The sequence below is a fragment of the Citrobacter farmeri genome (assembly GCF_019048065.1).
Classification (GTDB): Bacteria; Pseudomonadota; Gammaproteobacteria; order Enterobacterales; family Enterobacteriaceae; genus Citrobacter_A; species Citrobacter_A farmeri.
Genome location: NZ_CP077291.1, coordinates 396,660 through 418,806, shown reverse-complemented (window position 1 = coordinate 418,806; position 22,147 = coordinate 396,660). Strand labels below are relative to the sequence as shown.

General features: G+C 53.1%; 17 protein-coding genes. 10 read left to right on the top strand and 7 right to left on the bottom strand.

The annotated features are described in order from the left end of the window. Positions 1–17: 17 nt before the first annotated feature. Positions 18–1,664 carry a class I fumarate hydratase FumA gene (fumA, locus tag I6L53_RS01905; RefSeq protein ID WP_042321244.1) on the top strand — a complete coding sequence of 549 codons (1,647 nt, stop codon included), beginning with the start codon at positions 18–20 and terminating at the stop codon, positions 1,662–1,664. Positions 1,665–1,808: 144 nt separating this feature from the next. Beyond that, the gene (locus tag I6L53_RS01900) at positions 1,809–2,438 is read left to right on the top strand and encodes a DUF2238 domain-containing protein (RefSeq protein ID WP_042321242.1); all 630 of its coding nucleotides are present in this window, start codon (positions 1,809–1,811) and stop codon (positions 2,436–2,438) included. 26 nt (positions 2,439–2,464) lie between these two features. Here the strand turns inward: I6L53_RS01900 and I6L53_RS01895 are convergent, their stop codons facing one another. The 3 genes from I6L53_RS01895 to melA all read right to left on the bottom strand — a co-directional run bounded on the left by I6L53_RS01895 (position 2,465) and on the right by melA (position 5,592). Beyond that, positions 2,465–2,719: a SemiSWEET transporter gene (locus I6L53_RS01895; RefSeq protein WP_042321239.1), complete on the bottom strand. Its 255-nt coding sequence runs from the start codon at positions 2,717–2,719 to the stop codon at positions 2,465–2,467. Between the two features lie 2 nt (positions 2,720–2,721). Then, complete coding sequence (melB, locus tag I6L53_RS01890) at positions 2,722–4,152, bottom strand: melibiose:sodium transporter MelB (RefSeq protein WP_042321237.1); 1,431 nt, start codon at positions 4,150–4,152, stop codon at positions 2,722–2,724. An 84-nt stretch (positions 4,153–4,236) separates the two neighbouring features. Beyond that, positions 4,237–5,592 carry an alpha-glucosidase/alpha-galactosidase gene (gene melA, locus I6L53_RS01885; protein WP_084196606.1) on the bottom strand — a complete coding sequence of 452 codons (1,356 nt, stop codon included), beginning with the start codon at positions 5,590–5,592 and terminating at the stop codon, positions 4,237–4,239. A gap of 268 nt (positions 5,593–5,860) precedes the next feature. On the opposite strand from melA, the gene melR reads away from it, so the two are divergent. The 7 genes from melR (at position 5,861) to pmrB (ending at position 15,408) form a co-directional block, all read left to right on the top strand. Next, complete coding sequence (melR, locus tag I6L53_RS01880; RefSeq protein WP_042321233.1) at positions 5,861–6,793, top strand: transcriptional regulator MelR; 933 nt, start codon at positions 5,861–5,863, stop codon at positions 6,791–6,793. 199 nt (positions 6,794–6,992) lie between these two features. Continuing rightward, a complete protein-coding gene (gene adiA / locus I6L53_RS01875; RefSeq protein WP_156970469.1) occupies positions 6,993–9,260 on the top strand; it encodes an arginine decarboxylase in 2,268 nt (755 codons plus the stop codon). Between the two features lie 333 nt (positions 9,261–9,593). Further along, a complete protein-coding gene (locus tag I6L53_RS01870) occupies positions 9,594–10,355 on the top strand; it encodes an AraC family transcriptional regulator (protein ID WP_042321229.1) in 762 nt (253 codons plus the stop codon). A gap of 128 nt (positions 10,356–10,483) precedes the next feature. After that, positions 10,484–11,821, top strand: coding sequence for an arginine/agmatine antiporter (adiC, locus tag I6L53_RS01865; protein WP_042321228.1), 1,338 nt, complete (start codon positions 10,484–10,486; stop codon positions 11,819–11,821). Between the two features lie 189 nt (positions 11,822–12,010). Then, positions 12,011–13,654 (top strand): phosphoethanolamine transferase EptA, encoded by a 1,644-nt coding sequence (gene eptA / locus I6L53_RS01860; protein WP_042321227.1) that lies wholly within the window; start codon positions 12,011–12,013, stop codon positions 13,652–13,654. Continuing rightward, the gene (gene basR / locus I6L53_RS01855; protein ID WP_042321225.1) at positions 13,651–14,325 is read left to right on the top strand and encodes a two-component system response regulator BasR; all 675 of its coding nucleotides are present in this window, start codon (positions 13,651–13,653) and stop codon (positions 14,323–14,325) included. Before eptA ends, basR begins: the two co-directional genes overlap by 4 nt. Further along, complete coding sequence (gene pmrB, locus I6L53_RS01850; protein WP_042321223.1) at positions 14,326–15,408, top strand: two-component system sensor histidine kinase PmrB; 1,083 nt, start codon at positions 14,326–14,328, stop codon at positions 15,406–15,408. On the opposite strand, the gene pmrR is transcribed toward pmrB, so the two are convergent. Then, positions 15,405–15,494 (bottom strand): LpxT activity modulator PmrR, encoded by a 90-nt coding sequence (pmrR, locus tag I6L53_RS01845; protein ID WP_042321221.1) that lies wholly within the window; start codon positions 15,492–15,494, stop codon positions 15,405–15,407. The two genes, pmrB and pmrR, sit on opposite strands and share 4 nt — an antisense overlap. 62 nt (positions 15,495–15,556) lie before the next feature. Continuing rightward, on the bottom strand, positions 15,557–17,059 hold the full coding sequence (gene proP, locus I6L53_RS01840; RefSeq protein ID WP_042321219.1) for a glycine betaine/L-proline transporter ProP: 1,503 nt from the start codon (positions 17,057–17,059) through the stop codon (positions 15,557–15,559). A gap of 701 nt (positions 17,060–17,760) precedes the next feature. Between proP and kdgT the strand changes: the two genes are divergently transcribed. Then, the gene (kdgT, locus tag I6L53_RS01835) at positions 17,761–18,759 is read left to right on the top strand and encodes a 2-keto-3-deoxygluconate transporter (RefSeq protein WP_042321213.1); all 999 of its coding nucleotides are present in this window, start codon (positions 17,761–17,763) and stop codon (positions 18,757–18,759) included. A gap of 17 nt (positions 18,760–18,776) precedes the next feature. Here the strand turns inward: kdgT and I6L53_RS01830 are convergent, their stop codons facing one another. Together I6L53_RS01830 and crfC are read right to left on the bottom strand one after the other, a co-directional pair. After that, complete coding sequence (locus I6L53_RS01830) at positions 18,777–19,667, bottom strand: diguanylate cyclase regulator RdcB family protein (protein WP_042321210.1); 891 nt, start codon at positions 19,665–19,667, stop codon at positions 18,777–18,779. Next, positions 19,664–22,018, bottom strand: coding sequence for a clamp-binding protein CrfC (crfC, locus tag I6L53_RS01825; protein WP_042321207.1), 2,355 nt, complete (start codon positions 22,016–22,018; stop codon positions 19,664–19,666). The genes I6L53_RS01830 and crfC overlap by 4 nt, the downstream gene beginning before the upstream one ends. Between the last annotated feature and the right edge of the window lie 129 nt (positions 22,019–22,147).

Genomic DNA, 22,147 nt, shown 5'->3' with positions numbered 1-22,147 from the left:
CAATAGGCTGGAAGCACATGTCAAATAAAGCGTTCTTCTATCAGGCACCTTTCCCGATGGGGAAAGACGAAACAGAGTACTACCTGCTCACTTCCGATTATGTCAGCGTGAGTGAGTTTGAAGGAGAGTCCATACTGAAAGTTGAGCCGCAAGCCCTGACGCTGCTGGCGCAACAAGCTTTCCACGATGCCTCCTTCTTGCTCCGCCCCGAACATCAGCAACAAGTCGCCTCCATTCTTCATGACCCCGACGCCAGCGAAAACGATAAATATGTCGCGCTGCAATTCCTGAGAAACTCCGAAATCGCCGCCAAAGGCATTCTGCCGACCTGTCAGGATACCGGCACGGCCATTATCATGGGGAAAAAAGGCCAGCGTGTCTGGACAGGGGGAGGTGATGAAGCGGCGCTGTCAAAAGGGGTGTACAACACCTATATCGAAGACAATCTGCGCTATTCACAGAACGCCGCGCTGGATATGTACAAAGAGGTCAACACCGGTACCAACCTGCCGGCACAGATCGATCTCTACACCGTTGATGGCGATGAATATAAGTTCCTCTGCGTAGCAAAAGGCGGCGGTTCTGCCAACAAAACCTATCTGTATCAGGAAACCAAAGCGCTGCTCACTCCGGGTAAGCTGAAAAATTTCCTCGTTGAGAAAATGCGTACGCTCGGTACCGCAGCCTGCCCACCGTACCATATCGCTTTTGTGATTGGTGGCACGTCTGCAGAAAGCACACTGAAAACCGTGAAGCTCGCCAGCACGCACTACTACGACGCACTGCCTGACACCGGTAACGAGCACGGTCAGGCGTTCCGCGACACACAGCTGGAACAGGAACTGCTGGAAGAGGCGCAAAAACTCGGTCTCGGCGCGCAGTTTGGCGGCAAATATTTCGCCCACGATATCCGCGTGATCCGCCTGCCGCGCCACGGCGCCTCCTGCCCGGTCGGTATGGGCGTCTCCTGCTCGGCAGACCGTAACATCAAGGCCAAAATCAACCGCGAAGGGATCTGGATCGAAAAACTGGAGCACAACCCAGGCCAGTACATCCCGGAAGCCCTGCGTCAGGCCGGTGAAGGCGAAGTGGTAAAAGTTGACCTCAATCGCCCGATGAAAGAGATTCTGGCTCAGCTTTCTCAGTATCCGGTTTCAACCCGCCTGTCGCTGACCGGAACCATTATCGTGGGTCGCGATATCGCGCATGCGAAGCTAAAAGAGCGTATCGAATCTGGCGAAGGATTGCCGCAGTACATTAAAGATCACCCGATCTACTACGCAGGACCGGCGAAAACACCGGCGGGTTATCCGTCAGGTTCATTAGGCCCGACCACCGCGGGCCGTATGGATTCCTACGTCGATCTGCTGCAATCGCACGGCGGCAGTATGATCATGCTGGCGAAAGGTAACCGCAGTCAGCAGGTGACCGATGCCTGCCAGAAACACGGCGGCTTCTATCTGGGCAGTATTGGCGGCCCGGCAGCAGTGCTGGCACAGCAGAGTATCAAGCATCTGGAATGCGTGGAGTATCCGGAACTGGGTATGGAAGCGATCTGGAAAATTGAAGTGGAAGATTTCCCGGCGTTCATCCTGGTGGATGACAAAGGCAACGATTTCTTCCAGCAGATTGTCAGTAAGCAGTGCGCTAACTGCGCGAAATAACCTCTTCGGCCCGGCACCGGACTGTTCTCAACGTTTGAGTGCAGTCCGGTGATCCCCCCGGGCCACCTATTATCCCCCACTGCAGCGTTGAATTTTTATCGGCATCGGTGAATAGTCATCTTTTCCCTTACTTAGAGAATCACGATGATCCGCACATTGCATCCTGGCCTGCTCACTGTTGCTGCCCTGATACTGACGCTTATCCTGATCTACACCGGCCTCTCGGCGGGTGAGAAAATCACCTGGCTTATGGAAGTGACGCCGGTGATTGTTGTAGTACCGCTGCTGCTGGCAACCGCAAAGCGCTACCCGCTTACGCCGCTGCTTTATACGCTGATTTTCTTCCATGCCATCATCCTGATGGTGGGCGGGATGTACACCTACGCCAAAGTGCCCATCGGTTTTGACGTGCAGGATTGGCTGGGCTTAAGCCGCAATCCATACGACAAACTGGGTCATTTCTTTCAGGGGTTGGTGCCAGCACTGGTCGCGCGTGAAATTCTGCTACGCGGCAAGATTGTTCGTGGAAATAAGATGCTGGCATTTCTGGTTTGCTGCGTGGCGCTGGCGATCAGCGCCACTTACGAGCTGATTGAATGGTGGGCGGCACTGGCGATGGGGCAAGGCGCGGATGATTTTCTTGGTACTCAGGGTGACCCCTGGGATACCCAGTCAGACATGTTCTGCGCGCTGTTGGGCGCGTTAACCTCGGTGATTTTGCTGGCGCGCATTCATTGCCGACAGTTGAAGCGCTATCGGTTAGTTGCCGGATAAGCCACAACACCCTCCGGCAATTTGCGCTACCCCCTGCGGTATTTGATCACCAGAATCGGCAAGGCGAACACCAGCGTCAGAAAGTTCGCCATGCTGACCGCCGTGTCCTCAATGAGCAATCCGTAGATCAACCACATCACTAACCCGCAGACAAACATGACGTACATCAGGCCGGAAATCCCCTGCGTATTACGGGTCGCGATGACTTTTATCGCCTGTGGCAGAAAAGAGAGTGTGGTCAGGCTTGCCGCCAGATAGCCTATCAGCGAAATCCATTCCATGATTACGCCTTCACCTCGTCAGACGCGCTAACCGGTATCGCGGGTTTCTCCCGTTGCAAGGCAGGCTGCGGCGCTTTGCGATACTTATCCAGCAAATGAATCTGGATCTTACGCAATGTATCGCCATTGAGACGGTAGTAGCGGAAGTAGAGGATCAGGGTCACGATAAAAAACAGCGTCGGTAATGCAATCATGATGAACTGCATGCCCAGAATAGTTTCGGCAGACTGAACCGCATTGGGCACATAGCCAATGATCCCCAACACCACGGCGATAAAGAAAGCCGAAAACGCGGAACCGCCCTTTACCACCATCGTTTGCACAGCATAGGCAATGCTCTCGCAGCGCACGTTAAACTTATACTCACCGTAATCGACGGTATCCGCCACCATGATCACCTGGAGTACCCAGAACAGCGCGGTACCTATGTTCAGAAAGACACCGGCCAGGCAGATAAGGAACACATTGTGGTATCCCGCCAGCGCCATGATTAACAATACCCCGCCGCTGAGAACCGGCATCACCGACGCGCCTGCCCATAGAATCCGCCGGGAAAGCGCCTTCGCCAGGCGAGGAAAGAAGATCAGCGTCAATAAATTCGCCACACCGGCATAGGACAGGTAATACGGGAAAAGGTCTGCATCGCCAATCACATAGGTGAAATAATAAATCGCGAAACCGGTAATAATATTGGCGGCCACATTGTAAGCCAGCGCCATGCCCAGCAGACAGGAGAGCTGATCGTTTTTGTAGATCAACGCGAGAATCGACTTCAACGTCAGCCGGGTACTGTCCGCGGTAGCCTCGCTGTCTGATGAATACACTTCATGCACATTGCGCAAGGTCACGATGGTGGAGGCAATAAAGAACGCAATCAGTACCAGCGTGAACATCTGGAAACCGAACCCGCGATCCTCACCTCCAACATAACTCACAAACGGCAACGTCACCCCGGCCGTGACAAATCCCGCCAGACTGGCAAAGAAGCGCGGAAACGGTACCAACTGCTCGCGCTCACGTTTATCAAGCGTGATGGTCGGCACCAGCGACCAGAAGGGAATATCCATAATGGTGTAAGTCATGCCCCACAAAATGTAGGTCACGCAGACAAAAACCACCTGTGCCGTGCCTTCAAACAGATGAGCGCTAAACAGCAGAAACAGTACCAGCGAATTCGCCAGTGTGCCGAGCAGGATCCACGGTTTAAATTTTCCCCACCGCGACCGGGTGGCGTTCACAATCCAGCCCATTACCGGATCGTTGAACGCATTCCAGATCTTTGCCACCAGAAACAGCGTACCAACGACACCCACCGATAAGCCCACCACATCGGTGTAGTAATACATCAGGTACATGTAGACGATGCCGATAGCGAAATCCTTACCAAACGCACCGAATCCGTAACTTAATTTTGTTGTCAGAGAGATGCTCATAGGGTACCGGGTCGCTGTTACCAGCGCCCGCCTTCTGTTATTAGAGAGGGTAAACGCCGGGTCTTCGCCCGGCGACGTTGACTATCAACGGTGTAGCCAGGCCGGTAGCCAGTCGCCATGAGAGGCGATCAGGTCATCCACCAGCGCATAGATTTCCTCAATACCCAGCACAGCGGCGGTGTGCGGGTCCATCATAGCCGCGTGGTAAACGCGATCGCGGTTTTCCGTCAGGATGGCTTCGGTTAATAGCGTCTGTACGTTGATATTGGTCTGCATCATCGCCGCCAGATGCGACGGTATCGCCCCCACTTTGGTTGGCTGAATACCATTCGCATCCACCAGACAGGCCACTTCCACGCAGCTGCCCTGCGGCAGGTTGTCGATCAGCGCATCGTTACGCACGTTGCCATAAATCACGCTCGGCTCACCCGTCCAGATGGCGTTCATAATGGTGCTGGCATATTCCCGTGACGGTTGAATATCGATACGCTCCGCGGTTTTGTACTCCTCCAGCTCTTTATGCCAGTTCGCCAGTTGCTCCACACAGCGTTTCGGGTACTCATCCAGTGGGATCTTGTAACGTTCGATCAGATCATCGCGGCCAGGTTTAATAAACCACGGCGTGTATTCGGCAAAGTGTTCCGAGGATTCGGTGACGAAATACCCCAGTTTTTTGAACATCTCATAACGCACAATATTCTGGCAGCGATCGTTGCCGTGAATGTTGGGTTTCGGCGCCAGCCCGGCGTCATAGGCTGCCAGCAGTTCCGGATAGAGATTCACATACGTGCCATCGGCGGTTTTACGTTCCAGTTCGAGATAAAACGCCATATGGTTGATCCCGGCACAGCGATAGCGTAATGAAGCAGGATCAATGTTCAGATCGCGTGCCAGTTCTTCCGCCGTTCCCTGCACGGAGTGGCAAAGCCCCACCTGTTTAATGTGGGGATAGCGGGCATACATTGCCCAGGTATTCATTGCCATCGGGTTGACGTAATTCAGCAGGGTGGCGTCCGGGCAGACCTGCGTCATATCTTCACAGATCTGCCACAAGTGCGGGATAGTGCGCAGCGCGCGCATAATGCCGCCTGGGCCGAGCGTATCGGCGATCGTTTGCTCCAGACCGTGACGTTTACAGACCTCGAAATCGGTCACCGTGCAGGGTTCATAGCCGCCAATCTGAAAGGCGACAACGACAAAATCGGCATCCTGTAGCGCCGCTTTTTGCTCCGTATGACAGGTAATGTGTCCGGACGCACCGGCAGAATCCATTAGCTTACGCACAACGACGTGCGACTCTTCAAGGCGCGTCTCATCAATATCCATCAGGGCAATATGCGCCGACTTCAGCGCCTCGCGGTGAAAGACATCACCGAGGATATTTTTCACGAAAATCGTTGAACCGGCGCCGATAAAGGTAATTTTTGGGGCTGTCATCATGACTCTCCAGAACAGTAGTGAACAGAATCATGGTGGCACGCGAACTGAGCGAAAACCTCCGACTTCCGCGATGAGCATTCCCGGAAACTCAGATCCTCTGCTGGCCGCACAGCGATCTGAGTTTTTGGGACAAAATAGACGGAAAAGCAGAGTATCCGGGCCGTTATAAGGTCTACTATCAATCATGACCGTCGATTTTGTGTCCGAATTCCCGGTTCTGAACCCGTAAAGCTGGCATGATTCTGACAATTCAGGAAACGGAGTGACGATGAGCACGCAATCAATCCCCTTTCTCCCACCCGACCCACATATGTGCAATGGTGACGAAAAACAGACGCGCAGCCCGCTGTCGCTCTATTCCGAATATCAACGGCTGGATATTGAGCTACGCGCGCCGCATGCGATGGCCGCCAGCCACTGGCATGGTCAGGTCGAGGTGAATGTCCCCTTTGATGGTGACGTGGAGTATTTGATCAACAATGAGGTTGTGCAGATAAAACAAGGACATATTACAATGTTCTGGGCCTGTACGCCGCATCAGCTTACCCGTCCCGGCAACTGCCGCCAGATGGCGATCTTCAGTTTGCCGATGCACCTGTTTCTCTCCTGGCCGTTGGATCGGGAGCTTATCAATCATGTCACACACGGTATGGTGATAAAGTCCCTTGCCACCCAGCAACTCAGTACCTTTGAAGTTCTGCGCTGGCAGCAGGAGACAAACAGTCCGAACGAACAAGTTCGTCAACTGGCGATCGATGAAATCGGCCTGATGCTTAAGCGCTTTAGCCTTTCCGGCTGGCAGCCAATTTTGCTCAACAAAACCTCACGCACACATAAGAATAGCGTTTCACGCCACGCGCAGTTTTATGTCAGCCAGATGTTGGGATTTATTGCTGATAATTACGATCAGGCACTCACCATTAATGACGTCGCGGACCATGTGAAACTCAATGCCAACTATGCGATGGGGATATTTCAACGCGTGATGCAACTGACCCTGAAGCAATACATCACCGCCATGCGAATTAATCACGTTCGCGCCCTGCTCAGCGATACGGATAAAACCATTCTCGACGTAGCGCTGACAGCAGGCTTCCGCTCCAGCAGTCGTTTTTACAGTACCTTCAGCAAATATGTCGGCATGTCTCCGCAACAATACCGTAAGTTGAGCCAGCAGCGTCGGCAACTCATGGCGGGGTAATGCCTGATATCACTATCAGCTCAAAAAATAGTTCAGCTGTCGATAAACTGCCGCCAAAAACACCAGAAAAACCAATTTAACCCATTGTTTAAAAACAATTAATTTCAAAAAACCGTTATTTCTCGCCCTCTTTACACCTTTTTTTGTCAGGATAATACTTGCCCGCATCACAGATTCCTCCACAACCGGGTAAAAGATGATGAAAGTATTAATTGTTGAAAGTGAATTTCTGCATCAGGACACCTGGGTCGGCAAGGCCGTGGAACGTCTGGCAGACGCCTTAAGTCGGCAAAATATTACCGTCATTATGTCCACGTCTTTCGACGACGGCTACGCCATCCTGTCGGCAAACGAAGCCATTGATTGCCTGATGTTCAGCTATCAAATGGAACATCCTGATGAACATCAAAACGTCAGAGAACTGATCGGTAAGCTTCATGAGCGCCAGCAAAATGTGCCGGTTTTTCTGTTAGGTGACAGAGAGAAAGCCACCGCCTCGCTGGACCGCGATATGCTGGAGCTTGTCGATGAGTTCGCCTGGATCCTTGAAGACACCGCTGACTTTATCGCAGGCCGCGCCATTGCGGCGATGACCCGTTATCGTCAACAACTGTTGCCGCCGCTGTTCAATGCGCTGATGAAATACAGCGATATTCACGAGTACTCCTGGGCCGCGCCGGGCCACCAGGGCGGCGTCGGTTTTACCAAAACGCCTGCGGGTCGCTTCTATCATGACTATTACGGCGAAAACCTGTTCCGCAGCGACATGGGGATTGAGCGTGCTTCGCTGGGCTCACTGCTCGATCACACCGGTGCCTTTGGCGAAAGTGAAAAGTACGCCGCACGGGTGTTTGGCGCGGACCGTTCCTGGTCCGTGGTGGTCGGAACCTCCGGTTCTAACCGCACCATCATGCAGGCCTGCATGACCGATAACGATGTGGTGGTACTGGACCGTAACTGCCATAAATCAATCGAACAGGGGTTGATCCTGACCGGGGCGAAACCGGTGTATATGGTGCCGAGTCGTAACCGCTACGGCATCATCGGCCCTATCTACCCGCAGGAAATGCAGCCGGAAACCCTGGAGAAAAAAATCAGCGAAAGCCCACTGACCAAAGATAAAGTGGGGCAAAAGCCTTCTTACAGCGTCGTAACCAACTGCACTTATGACGGTGTCTGCTATAACGCGAAATCCGCGCAGGCGTTACTGGCGCAAACCACCGATCGCATCCACTTCGATGAAGCCTGGTACGGTTATGCCCGCTTCAATCCGATTTACGCCGATCACTATGCGATGCGCGGCGAACCGGGCGATCACAGCGGTCCTACCGTTTTTGCCACCCACTCCACGCACAAACTGCTGAACGCACTTTCTCAGGCCTCTTACATTCATGTGCGGGAAGGTCGTGGCGCGGTGAATTTCTCCCGTTTCAACCAGGCGTACATGATGCATGCCACCACCTCGCCGCTGTATGCCATCTGTGCATCCAACGACGTGGCGGTGTCAATGATGGACGGCAACAGCGGCCTGTCGCTGACTCAGGAAGTGATCGACGAAGCCATCGACTTCCGCCAGGCCATGGCACGTCTGTATAAAGAGTTCAGCGCCGACGGCGACTGGTTCTTCAAGCCGTGGAACAAAGAGGTGGTCACCGATCCACAGACCGGTAAAACCTTCGATTTTGCTGATGCTCCGGCGAAACTGCTGGCCACTGACCAGAACTGCTGGGTAATGCGTCCTGGCGAATCCTGGCACGGCTTTAAGGACTTACCCGATAACTGGAGTATGCTCGACCCGATTAAGGTCAGTATTCTCGCACCGGGTATGGGCGACGATGGTGAACTGGAAGAGACCGGTGTGCCTGCCGCGCTGGTCACCGCCTGGCTTGGGCGTCATGGTATTGTGCCGACCCGCACCACCGATTTTCAGATTATGTTCCTGTTCTCGATGGGTATCACCCGTGGGAAATGGGGGACGCTGATTAACACCCTGTGCTCCTTCAAACATCATTACGATGCCAACACTCCGCTGGCGCAGGTCATGCCGGAACTGGTGGAAGAACATCCCCAAACCTATGCCAATATGGGGATCCACGATCTGGGTGACCAGATGTTTGCCTGGCTGCGTGAGAATAACCCTGGCGCACAACTGAACGCCGCTTATTCCGGCCTGCCAGTTGCCGAGATTACGCCGCGTGAGGCTTATAACGCCATCGTAAACGACAACATCGAAATGGTCGCCATTGAGCAACTACCGGGACGCATTGCGGCGAACTCCGTTATCCCTTATCCGCCGGGAATTCCAATGCTGCTCTCTGGCGAGAACTTTGGTGATGAAAACAGTCCGCAGGTAGCTTATCTCCGCGCCCTGCAATCCTGGGATCATCACTTCCCCGGCTTCGAGCATGAAACCGAAGGTACTGAAATCATTGATGGTATCTATCACGTGATGTGCGTAAAAGCGTAAGTCTATTCCGACGACTGTGTCATGAAATGGCCATCCTGATGCAGCCTGGTTTTGGCCACAAGGTGATGACGAGCGTTTCCTGAGTATTGCTGAAAAAAACTAACATTGTCATACCTTTTTGCGCGGGTCCCCCCGCGCTTTTTTTTATCCACTTGCCTGGTTTCCACCGCGTAAAAATTTCTGTACATAGCAATTATCTGACGCCTATTGTAATTTCAATCAAAACTATTATTTTATTGTGGACTTCATTCGTCATACAAATCAAAATATCTGCTTTATCTCTCCACTTTGGCGAGAACGGGTATTTTATGTTCATATTTCGGGAGGTGGGGTATGAGAATTTTCAGCAATAATCCTTGCATTGTAGTGTTAACCGAAAAAGACGTTTGGCTACGAGTAAATGGTAAAGAAGCTATCAATTTAAAAGCGAATCATATGGCACTCATCGCCTGTGAAAATAACATCGTCGATATATCATCAATTAATAACGCACTGGTTGCACATATTAGCCGGGATATCATTAAAGACTACCTTCGTTTCTTAAATAAAGATCTCACGGCTATTCCCCTCTGGCAACGGAGCGCCTCCCCGGTATTAACCGCCGATTGCCTGACTCCCGATGTCTTTCGGGTAGCTGCGCAGCACAGCATTGCGCATACCGATAGTCCTGGTGAAGAAGAACGTACGCGTGCCCTGCTGTTTACCGTGTTATCACGTTTTCTCGACAGTAAGAAGTTCATGCCTCTGCTCATGTATATGCTGCGAAATCGCGTTAGCGACAGCGTTTACCATATTATTGAGAGTGATATTCATAAAGCCTGGAATCTGAACCAGGTCGCCCGTTGTCTCTGCCTTAGCCCGAGTTTGCTAAAGAAGAAACTCAAAAGCGAGAACACCAGCTACAGTCAAATTGTCACTACCTGCCGCATGCGCTACGCCGTTAATCAGCTCCTGATGGATGGTAAGAATATATCCCAGGTTTCCGAACTGTGTGGTTATAACAGTACATCGTACTTTATCTCTGTTTTCAAAGAGTATTATGGCATGACCCCATTGCATTATGTCAGCCAGTTTAAAGATCGTGCAGCAGCGTGATTTTTGAACACTTTACAATGAGCCACGATAATATCAGCATTAGCGATAACCCGCGTCGGACATAATTCAACCGACTTCTGAAGGCGTATTATGGGACATCATTTATTGTTCCTTTCAGGAGTTTATTTATGTCCTCGGATGCTGATGCTCACAAAGTGGGCTTAATCCCCGTCACCTTAATGGTGTCGGGGAATATAATGGGTTCAGGGGTTTTCCTGCTGCCTGCAAACCTGGCCGCCACCGGCGGGATTGCAATCTACGGATGGCTGGTCACGATCATCGGCGCGCTGGCGCTGTCGATGGTCTACGCGAAAATGTCGTCCTTAGATCCCAGTCCCGGCGGTTCTTACGCTTATGCACGCCGCTGCTTTGGGCCGTTCCTCGGTTACCAGACCAACGTGCTGTACTGGCTCGCCTGCTGGATCGGTAACATCGCGATGGTCGTTATCGGCGTCGGTTACCTGAGCTACTTCTTCCCGATTCTGAAAGATCCGCTGGTGCTGACGCTCACCTGCGTGGTGGTACTGTGGATCTTCGTTCTGCTCAATATTGTCGGTCCAAAAATGATCACCCGCGTTCAGGCCGTCGCCACCGTGCTGGCACTGGTCCCCATCGTCGGTATCGCCGTGTTTGGCTGGTTCTGGTTCCGTGGCGAAACCTATATGGCCGCCTGGAACGTGAGCGGTATGAACACCTTCGGGGCGATTCAGAGCACCCTTAACGTTACGCTGTGGTCGTTCATTGGGGTAGAAAGCGCCTCGGTAGCGGCAGGCGTGGTCAAAAACCCAAAACGCAATGTGCCGATCGCCACCATTGGCGGAGTGCTGATTGCTGCCGTGTGCTATGTGCTCTCCACCACCGCCATCATGGGGATGATCCCCAACGCCGCGCTGCGCGTCTCAGCTTCACCGTTCGGTGACGCGGCACGCATGGCGCTCGGTAACACCGCCGGCGCAATTGTTTCCTTCTGCGCGGCAGCAGGTTGTTTAGGTTCACTGGGTGGCTGGACATTACTGGCCGGACAGACTGCAAAAGCCGCTGCCGATGACGGTCTTTTCCCGCCCATTTTTGCCCGCGTGAATAAAGCGGGGACACCGGTTGCCGGGCTGATTATCGTCGGGATCCTGATGACGGTCTTCCAGTTCAGCAGCATGTCGCCAAACGCCGCGAAAGAGTTTGGTCTCGTCTCCTCGGTGTCCGTCATCTTCACGCTGGTGCCATATCTGTACACCTGCGCTGCGCTGCTTTTGCTCGGCCACGGACACTTCGGCAAAGCGCGTCCACTCTATCTGGTGGTGACCTTTGTGGCCTTTATCTACTGTATCTGGGCGGTGGTCGGTTCCGGTGCGAAAGAGGTGATGTGGTCGTTTGTAACCCTGATGATCATCACTGCGCTGTACGCCCTGAACTACAACCGGATCCACAAAAACCCCTTCCCACTGGATGCGCCAGTAAACCGCAATTAACCACGAACCCTTCGTGATTGCGCCCGATAAGCACACGCTTATCGGGCTTACGTTAATCCCTCAGTCTGTAGGCCAGTTAAGGCATTGATGTCGCGGTCCGGCCCCCCCTTCAGTCAACATTAAGAACTTAAGGTTGGCTTAACGTTACTCTGCGAGGATCTGCGCCAATTAGTCTACGGAAGCTCCACCATGTTAAAGCGCATTATCAGAAGACCCATTCTCAGCCTGTTGGCCTGGTTACTGCTGGTTTCATTCTATTTGTCTGTTTGCCTGAACATCGCCTTCTACAGGCAGGTGGTGCAGGCCCTGCCGCTGGATTCCCTGCGTAATGTACTGGTCTTCTTGTCGATGCCGGTGGTGGCGTTCAGCGTCATCAATATTGTCCTGACGCTGGCTTCTTTCCTGTGGCTTAACCGCCTGCTGGCCTGCCTGTTTATTCTGATGGCCGCATCGGCGCAGTACTTCATCATGACTTACGGCATCATCATCGACCGCTCGATGATTGCCAATATGGTGGATACCACGCCTGCCGAAACGTTCGCGTTGATGACGCCGCAGATGGTGCTGACACTCGGTCTTAGCGGCATTGTGGCGGCGATCGTCGCCTGTTGGATCAAAATCAAACCGACCACGCCAGCCCTACGTAACGTGCTATATCGCGCCGCCAACGTGCTGGTGTCGGTGTTATTGATCGTACTGGTGGCGGCTTTTTTCTATAAAGATTACGCCTCACTGTTTCGCAACAATAAGGAACTGGTCAAAGCCCTTAGCCCGTCAAACGGCATTGTCGCCAGTTGGTCCTGGTACTCCCATCAGCGCCTCGCGCACCTGCCGCTGGTCCGCATCGGCGAAGATGCACATCGTAATCCGCAGCTGCAGCAAGAGAAGCGCCAAAATCTGACCATCCTGATCGTCGGCGAAACCTCACGTGGCGAAAACTTCTCGCTCGGCGGATACTCACGCGAAACCAACCCACTGTTAGCAAAAGATAATGTGGTCTACTTCCCACGCACCACCTCGTGTGGTACCGCCACGGCGGTGTCTGTGCCCTGCATGTTCTCCAACATGCCGCGCAAGCACTACGACGAAGAACTGGCGCAGCATCAGGAAGGCATGCTCGATATTATCCAGCGCGCGGGCATTAAGGTGCTGTGGAACGACAACGACGGCGGCTGTAAAGGCGCCTGTGACCGCGTACCGCATCAAAATATGACGGCGTTAAACCTGAAAGGTGAATGCATCGACGGCGAATGCTATGACGACGTGCTGTTCCACGGCCTGGAGGAGTACATCAACCGCCTGGAGGGTGATGGAGTGATTGTACTGCATACCATCGGTAGCCACGGCCCCACCTATTACAACCGCTACCCGCCGCAGTTCAGGAAATTTACCCCGACCTGCGATACCAATGAAATCCAGACCTGCTCACAGGAACAATTAGTGAACACGTACGATAATACCGTGCTGTATGTCGACTATATTGTTGATAAAACAATTAATCTCCTGAAAACGCACCAGGACAAATTCACCACCAGTCTGGTTTATCTTTCCGACCACGGCGAGTCGCTGGGCGAAAACGGCGTTTATCTGCACGGCCTGCCGTATGCCATTGCGCCAGATGCGCAGAAGCATGTGCCGATGCTGCTGTGGCTGTCAGAGGATTATCAGCAGCGCTACCAGGTTGATGCAAACTGCCTGCAAAAACAGGCGCGAGCTCAGGATTACTCGCAGGACAATCTTTTCTCGACCATGCTGGGACTGACCGGCGTACAGACCACGCAATATCAGGCCGCAGATGATATTCTGCAGCCCTGCAGGAGAACCACTCAATGAAAATACTGATTGTTGAAGACGATACGCTGCTTTTGCAGGGCCTGATTCTGGCGGCGCAAACCGAAGGATACGCCTGCGATGGCGTCTCGACCGCCCGCGCGGCAGAGCAATGCCTGGAGACCGGTCATTACAGTCTGGTGGTGCTGGACCTCGGTCTGCCTGACGAAGATGGCCTGCACTTTCTTACCCGCATCCGGCAGAAAAAATATACCCTGCCGGTGCTGATCCTTACCGCACGTGACACGCTCGGCGATAAGATTTCCGGGCTGGACGTCGGGGCGGATGATTATCTGGTGAAGCCTTTTGCGCTGGAAGAGTTGCACGCCCGTATTCGCGCGCTGCTACGTCGTCACAATAACCAGGGCGAGAGCGAACTGGTTGTTGGCAACCTGACGCTGAATATGGGTCGTCGACAGGTGTGGAAAGAGGGGGAAGAGTTAATTCTCACGCCCAAAGAGTACGCGCTGCTGTCACGCCTGATGTTGAAATCGGGAAGTCCGGTGCACCGGGAAATTCTCTATAACGACATCTATAACTGGGATAACGAACCGTCTACTAACACCCTGGAAGTGCATATCCACAATCTGCGCGATAAAGTTGGGAAATCACGTATTCGTACCGTTCGCGGCTTTGGCTACATGTTGGTGGCGGCCGCGACTGAGGAAAGCTAATTGAATCTGAAGCGTTTTCTGCGCCAGCCAATGACCCTGCGTCGGAGGCTGATGATCACCATCGGTATGATTTTGCTGGTTTTCCAGCTTATCAGCACCTTCTGGCTCTGGCACGAAAGCACCGAGCAGATCCAGTTGTTTGAGCAGGCACTGCGGGATAACCGCAATAACGATCGCCATATCATGCATGAAATCCGCGAGGCGGTCGCCAGTCTGATCGTCCCCAGCGTGTTTATGGTGGGGTTAACGCTGTTCATCTGCTATCAGGCCGTTCGCCGCATCACCCGTCCACTCGCCAATCTGCAACAAGAGTTAGAGACCCGCACGGCGGATAATCTCTCGCCCATCGAGATTCACAGCTCAACGGTCGAAATTGAAGCGGTTGTTTCGGCACTCAACCAGTTGGTGAATCGACTGACCACGACCATCGAGAACGAGCGCCTGTTTACCGCCGACGTCGCGCACGAGCTGCGAACGCCGTTATCGGGTGTCCGTCTGCATCTGGAGCTACTGTCAAAAGCGCACAACGTGGATGTCGCACCGCTACTTGGCCGTCTTGATCAAATGATGGACAGCGTCTCGCAGCTTTTACAACTCGCCCGCGTGGGCCAGTCTTTTTCATCGGGAAACTATCAGCAGGTCAGGCTGCTGGAAGATGTGATCCTGCCATCTTACGATGAGCTGAGCACAATGCTGGAACAGCGCGAACAGACGCTGTTGCTGCTGCCCGATCGTCAGGACGATGCCATCGTGCAGGGCGATGCGACGCTACTGCGGATGCTGCTGCGCAATCTGGTAGAGAATGCCCATCGCTACAGTCCGCAAGGAACTACCATCACCATTACCCTGAATGTTAATGATCAGGCAACTATGGCGGTAGAAGATGAAGGACCGGGAATTGATGAAAGCAAGTGTGGCGAACTCAGCAAAGCTTTCGTACGCATGGACAGCCGTTACGGTGGGATCGGATTGGGGCTAAGCATTGTCAGCCGCATTACGCAGCTGCACCACGGTCAGTTTTTCCTGCAAAACCGCAGTGGAACAACGGGAACCCGCGCCTCGGTGCTGTTGAAGAAGGTTTAGTAGCTTGAAAACCAGATGTACAGGAAGCTACTGACAATCAGTACGCTGAACACGGTGGTTATACTTTCATAAATACGCTGTTTCATCACACTCTCCTCCAGGGGATGGAAGAGAGTGTGCCAGTCAGAGATTAAGCAAACCTTAAGGCTTACTCGTCAATCCGCGGATGCTGCTGCACCAGGCGCGTACGCTTCGCCTGCAGGTCAGCAATCTCCTGATCGATATCCTCAATTTTCTGCTCAATATTATCGTAGTGCTCGCCGAGAATTTCTTTCGCTTCCTGAATATCCGAAGCGGCAGGCGTCGCCCCTTTCAGCGGCTGATTCGCGGTCTCTTTCATGGTGATACCGGTAATGAAACCAATCACGGCGATCACCATCAGGTAGTAGGCCGGCATCATCAGATTCTGCGAGCTTTCCACCAGCCAGGCCGCCAGCGTTGGCGTCAGACCGGCAATCAGTACCGAAATGTTAAATGCCGCCGCCAACGCACTGTAACGAATGTGCGTCGGGAACATCGCCGGCAGCGAAGAGGCCATCACCCCGGTAAAGCAGTTGAGGATCACCGCCAACATCAGCAGACCGGCAAAAATCAGGCCGATGATATTGCTGTTAATCAGAATAAAGGCCGGAATTGCCAGCGCAAACAGCGCGATGCTCCCCATGATCACGAACGGACGACGGCCAAAACGGTCACTCAGCAGCCCCATTACCGGCTGAACAAACAGCATCCCGATCATAATGGCGATGATAATCAGCACGCCGTGATCTTCAGAGTAATGCAGGTTATGCGACAGATAGCTCGGCATATAGGTCAGCAGCATGTAGTAGGTGACGTTGGTAGCAATCACCAGGCCAATACAGGCCAGCAGGCTGCGCCAGTGCTTCGTGGCAATCTCTTTAAAGGAGACTTTCGGTCCGTCCTGCAAGCCTTCGCGGTCGCCCTGTTCCAGTTTATCGACGTGCTGCTGGAACGCCGGTGTCTCTTCCAGAGCATGGCGCAGATAGAGTCCGATTATCCCTAACGGCAAGGCAATAAAGAACGGAATACGCCAGCCCCATTCCAGGAAGTTCTCTTCCCCGACCACCGTCGAGATCAGCACCACCACGCCCGCACCCAGCACAAATCCGGCAATGGAGCCGAAGTCCAGCCAGCTTCCCATAAAGCCGCGTTTACGGTCCGGAGAATACTCGGCCACAAAGATCGACGCGCCGGTATACTCACCGCCGACAGAGAACCCCTGCGCCATCTTACACAACAACAGCAGGATCGGAGCCCAGATGCCTATCGAGGCATAGGACGGTATCAGGCCGATACAAAAGGTACTGATCGACATAATCACAATGGTGATGGCAAGAATCTTCTGTCGACCATATTTATCGCCGAGCATACCGAAGAACAAACCACCGAGCGGACGAATCAGAAAGGGAACAGAAAAAGTAGCAAGGGCGGCAATCATCTGCACGCTGGGGTCAGCCCCCGGGAAGAACACTTTACCTAATGCGTAGGCAACGAACCCATAAACCCCAAAATCAAACCACTCCATCGCGTTACCCAGCGACGCTGCGGTAATCGCCTTTCGCAATTTACCGTCATCGATAATCGTGACGTCACGAAGCGTAATCGGTTTTACTTTTTTCCTTTTCAGCATAGCTGTCCTCGTAGACTAAGCCCTGTCTCGCTGCATACCGACTCCATTGGCGCACTGAGCGCAAACGTCGCCGTCGAGCGCGGAGTTACTCAGGCGCAACTCCTGTAACAAGCGTAGCAGGTTTACTTACACGGACTGGTTAAGGTCTGTACAACCGAACCTGTTGACGCCTGATTTGGGCGGTTAATGAGCTATCTACCCTACCAGTGTTTAAAATTGTGATCAACTTCACATATATGTTTAGGTTTCGTCAACGCAGGTAAATAAGGTGATCCTGAGTCTCTTTTTTTAAAGCGCAGAGTTGTTCTTTTTTTCGTTTTCGATCTCTATTTTCTTGTGCTTGCTTAATAAAAAGTCACTGCTGTTATTATTATTCTGCCAGGTAATACGCTCTCATTTTTCACAACTTCTTTACGGTAATTTTAAATATTCAGATCGCGCTGGAATGTTTACATTGATTATGTGACAAAGATAACTAAAACATCGTTTCGTTTTGATTGAATCAGCATTCCAATGAATGCAAGATAATAGTCGATGTAATACCACCGGGAAGCGAAAAACGCCGATACAGGGTGCAATCGCTACGTAGAACATAAAGAGAATGCAGATTAGCCTGCTTTCTAATTTTATATAACAATCTGAATTTTAATATTTTTTTCCACCTTACCCGTTTGTTCCGCGGGCAAGAAGTGAGGACATTTATGAGAATTAAAGCCACCATTGAACGCATCCCTGGTGGGATGATGTTGATTCCATTGCTGCTGGGTGCGGTTGTAAATACCCTGGCACCGAATACCGGTGCTTATTTTGGTTCCTTTACAAAAGGCATGATTACCGGCACGGTACCAATTCTTGCTGTGTGGTTTTTCTGTATCGGGGCATCGATTGATTTACGCGCTACCGGTACGGTCTTGCGTAAATCCGGCACGCTGGTGATTACCAAAATAGCCGTGGCGTGGGTAGTGGCAATGATTGCTGCATCATTTATTCCGGATACGGGTATTCAGACCGGTTTCTTTGCCGGTCTTTCCGTACTGGCGATTGTTTCCGCGATGGATATGACCAACGGCGGTCTGTATGCCAGCCTGATGAACCAGTACGGTACGAAAGAAGAGTCCGGTGCGTTCGTCCTGATGTCTCTGGAATCCGGTCCGTTGATGACGATGGTGATTCTGGGTGCGGCGGGTCTGGGTTCCTTCGAACCACATCACTTTATCGGCGCGGTGCTGCCGTTCCTGATAGGCTTCACGCTGGGCAACCTTGACCACGATCTGCGCGCGTTCTTCAGCAAAGCGACACCGGTACTGATTCCGTTCTTCGGCTTTGCGCTGGGTAACACCATCAATCTGGGCGTTATTGTTGATACGGGTCTGCTGGGTATCCTGCTGGGTGTGGCAGTCATTGTCATCACCGGTATTCCGCTGATTATTGCTGACCGCGTGATCGGTGGCGGTAATGGTACTGCAGGTGTCGCAGCGTCCTCTGCGGCAGGTGCCGCCGTCGCCAACCCGGTGATTATCGCGCAAATCAACCCGGCGTTTGAACCGGTCGCCGCTTCCGCGACGGCGCTGGTCGCCGCCAGCGTGGTGGTCACGGCGATTCTGGTGCCGATTATTACTGCACTCTACGCCAAACGCTTCGCCAGACTTCCGGCACCAGCAACGGCAGAAGAAACAACAGCAGAATCCGCAAACCACTAATCATCACCCCTCTCCTCTCAAAGTATGAGGGGAGAGGGGGGAAACACCTCTTCAACCATCGCATCCACCAGTCGTTTTGCCGAACAGAGTCGCGGCATACCCAGCGCAACCGTCTGCCAGCGCTGTGTCACAGACCAGCTCACCGGATGTTTTTCCGCCTCACACCAGTCTCCCAGCCAGCTCAACATGTCGCTGTACTCGCCTGAACCGGCAATCGCGGTAGTATTTAGCCACTGATGATAGTAGTGACGCGTCGTGGGCGCGGCATTGATGCTGTGGGCCAGATAGTTTGTCGCCATCGCACGGAGATTATCTTTCAGCATCGCCGCCACGTCCGGATTGGCCAGACGACAGGCATCGCCAAACGGTCCCCAGCGCAACTCTTCCAGCGCAATAAAACAGCGCCCCGGTAACGACCATCCCTCATACGCACCCGCCAGCCAGCGGGTAAACACCTGCTCGCTGTGTTCCCCGGCCTGGACGGTGAGACCTCGCTGGCTTAACGCCTTCTCCTTCCAGGCGCAGCGCTGACGAAACCACTCGCTCAGCGAAGCAAGCTGTTGATCCAGCCCAAGGATGGACGGCCCGCGAGAGAGGTCCGTCTGCTGTAAAACCTGTAGTCGCGCAGCGATCCGCGTCAGCGCCAGATGGCCCGGATCGAGCATACCAGCCAGTTTTTCCACCAGCTTCAGGCGCATCATCAGATGTTCACTGAATATGCCGGCCATGGCCCACGCCCGTAGCTGCGTCCGGGAGAGGATCTCCTGCGTCAGACGTTCACGAAACTGCTGCTGTTGCTGCGTGCCGCCGGCCCGTTTCGGTTCTTCTCCCTGAACCAGATCGACCATAAACTTCGGGTGGATACACTCCAGCGTCCGTCCGGGGCCTTCCAGTAACGCGTTTGTCATGTGTGTTCGGCCACAAAAAGGGTTTGAATGTCATCACGGAGCAGGCGGGAGTCCTCATAAATCCAGGCGGTGGCGGCAATACTGTGCTGCAACTGCTGACTCAGACTTTGAACAGCCGATTCATTTTGCTGACGAACCAGCAAACTCTCACGCAGGCTCTCCTGCAATCCCGACAGGCACAATGAGAAATCGGCAAAAAATGTTGCCATACCTGCCGTAACTGAAACATCGACCTGGGCGGCTAAAGCTTTACGAATTTGTTGGCAGAAGTGGCTGACGTACTCCACCAGACTCTGATGCAGCGCATTGATATCAATCAGATAGCGCGTCTTCGCTTCGACATAGTCATTCCAGCTCCAGTTGGGCTGATTCAGCCAACGGGAGAACGTCTCACGCACCCCGCTCACGCGGGGGGCATCGCTTTCGACGCGGTCCTGCTGGGCAATCGCATCGCTGAATAACTGCCGCGTCGTGAAGTTAAACATGGAGGAGTGAAAGGCCGGAAAGCTGATCCTGGGGCGAAACCCCGCATGACTCAACTCCTCTTTTACCCGCATTTCAATGGGGCGCATCGCTTCGTTTAGCGACCGGCTGAGGGTGGCTTCCAGTTGCTCAAAACGTATTGCCAGATCGCGGCTGATATTGTCCTGCGCCGCCAGCAGAACCCCCTCACAGGCGGAACGTAACTTGCTGAGGATCACCTGCGCCTGCGCTTCGTCGTGCAGCACCAGCATCTCCCCGTCAAGCTCCGCCTGCGGCAGCGGCGACCAGCTATCGCCGCGCGACAGTTGCAATATCTGCTCGCGGCTGAACAAGGTCTCAATGCTACGCAAGATCGTGGCCTGTTGCTGGTTAAGAAAGCCGCTGGCCGACGTCAGCGCCAGCCCAACCTCATGGTGGATCTCATCGCTAACGCTATCCTGACTCACCTTCAATTGCTGCATGTCCTCTTCCAGGCGCGCGATATTTTGTTGCAGCTTGTCAAAAGCGACCGTCAGACAGTGAAAGCGAAAATCCAGATATTCGCGAGCGCTGTGGGCATAATTCAGCAATTTATGCGAGGCGGAACGCAACGCATACAGCGAGGCATTGGCATAGGCGGCATGAATTAAGGTCCGGATCGGCTGTTCAAATAACGAATCTTCCCACAGCAAGTCCGCGGCGTGGCGAAGGTGTTCGATATCATCCAGATCGGCGCTTCGCCAGCGTCGACCGAGCGCCTCCTCGGCAAAGTCCTGTACCCAGCGCTGCTCCTCGTGATCGGGCAGACAACCGTGGGTTGCCAGTTCATGGCGCGCCCGGTTAGCCAGATATCCCCACATTGAAGAGACCGGATAAATCTGCGCCGGGTTAATACAGCCCTTCATCAGGGTGCCGGAAATCAGCGCTCTCACCTGCTCTTCGTCATCACTGTTGCGATCTTTCTGGTCAAATTTATTCACCAGCGCATACAGCGGCACCGATTTTCCTACCGCGGCGATAGCCTGGCGTACCTCTTCATCGGAAATCGATTTCAACTGGGTATAGTCCATCACCGCCAGCACCGCAGAGGCGCGGGCCAGTTGCTCATTGAGCATTTTTTGCAGGTGTGGCTGCCCGGCTTCGTTTGGCCCCGGCGTATCCAGCAACGTCAGTTGACCCGGATAATTCTCCAATCCCGCCAGATGCACAAACTCCACCTCAATGACCGGAATATGTTCAATAGCCGCATAGGCAGAAAAAGGAAAATCGACCTCCAGCGCTTTCGACAGGCGTACCAAATCGTTGAGACTTTTCAGACAGTGAAAGATCGGCTGCGCACCGAGATAGTGGCGCTCAAAGGCTTCCCCTTTTTCGATGCGCTGCATGAGGCCGTTCATGTCTTTATCAATTTCCAGCACCTGAGTCAGATTCTGCCGATCGCAGGCGTGCATGCTCTCCTGCAAGGTCTTCATCAAGGCATCGATGGGGGCAACGTGGGAAAAATGCAGCACCGGTTCTTTCTGACCGGGTGTATGGCGGATCAGCGTCGGCAACGCCGTCATCGGACGATTGCGATTGGGCAGCACTTCGGTCCCGACAATGGCATTGATCGTGGTTGATTTCCCCGCTTTCATGGTGCCCACAATCGCCAGCACCATTTCCAGCCGCGAGATTTTTCGCAACTCATTATTCAGCGTGGCCTGCTGGGCCTCGACCCCTCGGGAGCTAAAATGCATGGGCTGAACGTTGAGGTCATCCTCACGCTTTAATGAGGAAGCGCCCTCCAGAGTCGCCGTTGGCATTTTTTTTACGGTCTTAAGATGCTCTAAAGAGAGCATCAGCAAGCGTTCCGCTTCCTGGCTCAATTCATATATTGTCTGTGTGTACATAAAAAATGTTTCCTTAACGCAAATTTTATTGCTTTTATTTAGCCGTTTCGTTTTATTAGTGAATATTCGGCTTTAATAATTACGTATGGAAAAAGGAATTATTAATTAATCTACTGATATTAATGAAAT

Bases quoted from the DNA above. Each gene is read 5' to 3' on its own strand.
- fumA (WP_042321244.1), top strand. From the start codon at position 18: ATGTCAAATAAAGCGTTCTTCTATCAGGCACCTTTCCCGATGGGGAAA.
- I6L53_RS01900 (WP_042321242.1), top strand. From the start codon at position 1,809: ATGATCCGCACATTGCATCCTGGCCTGCTCACTGTTGCTGCCCTGATA.
- I6L53_RS01895 (WP_042321239.1), bottom strand. From the start codon at position 2,719: ATGGAATGGATTTCGCTGATAGGCTATCTGGCGGCAAGCCTGACCACA.
- melB (WP_042321237.1), bottom strand. From the start codon at position 4,152: ATGAGCATCTCTCTGACAACAAAATTAAGTTACGGATTCGGTGCGTTT.
- melA (WP_084196606.1), bottom strand. From the start codon at position 5,592: ATGATGACAGCCCCAAAAATTACCTTTATCGGCGCCGGTTCAACGATT.
- melR (WP_042321233.1), top strand. From the start codon at position 5,861: ATGAGCACGCAATCAATCCCCTTTCTCCCACCCGACCCACATATGTGC.
- adiA (WP_156970469.1), top strand. From the start codon at position 6,993: ATGAAAGTATTAATTGTTGAAAGTGAATTTCTGCATCAGGACACCTGG.
- I6L53_RS01870 (WP_042321229.1), top strand. From the start codon at position 9,594: ATGAGAATTTTCAGCAATAATCCTTGCATTGTAGTGTTAACCGAAAAA.
- adiC (WP_042321228.1), top strand. From the start codon at position 10,484: ATGTCCTCGGATGCTGATGCTCACAAAGTGGGCTTAATCCCCGTCACC.
- eptA (WP_042321227.1), top strand. From the start codon at position 12,011: ATGTTAAAGCGCATTATCAGAAGACCCATTCTCAGCCTGTTGGCCTGG.
- basR (WP_042321225.1), top strand. From the start codon at position 13,651: ATGAAAATACTGATTGTTGAAGACGATACGCTGCTTTTGCAGGGCCTG.
- pmrR (WP_042321221.1), bottom strand. From the start codon at position 15,494: ATGAAACAGCGTATTTATGAAAGTATAACCACCGTGTTCAGCGTACTG.
- proP (WP_042321219.1), bottom strand. From the start codon at position 17,059: ATGCTGAAAAGGAAAAAAGTAAAACCGATTACGCTTCGTGACGTCACG.
- kdgT (WP_042321213.1), top strand. From the start codon at position 17,761: ATGAGAATTAAAGCCACCATTGAACGCATCCCTGGTGGGATGATGTTG.
- I6L53_RS01830 (WP_042321210.1), bottom strand. From the start codon at position 19,667: ATGACAAACGCGTTACTGGAAGGCCCCGGACGGACGCTGGAGTGTATC.
- crfC (WP_042321207.1), bottom strand. From the start codon at position 22,018: ATGTACACACAGACAATATATGAATTGAGCCAGGAAGCGGAACGCTTG.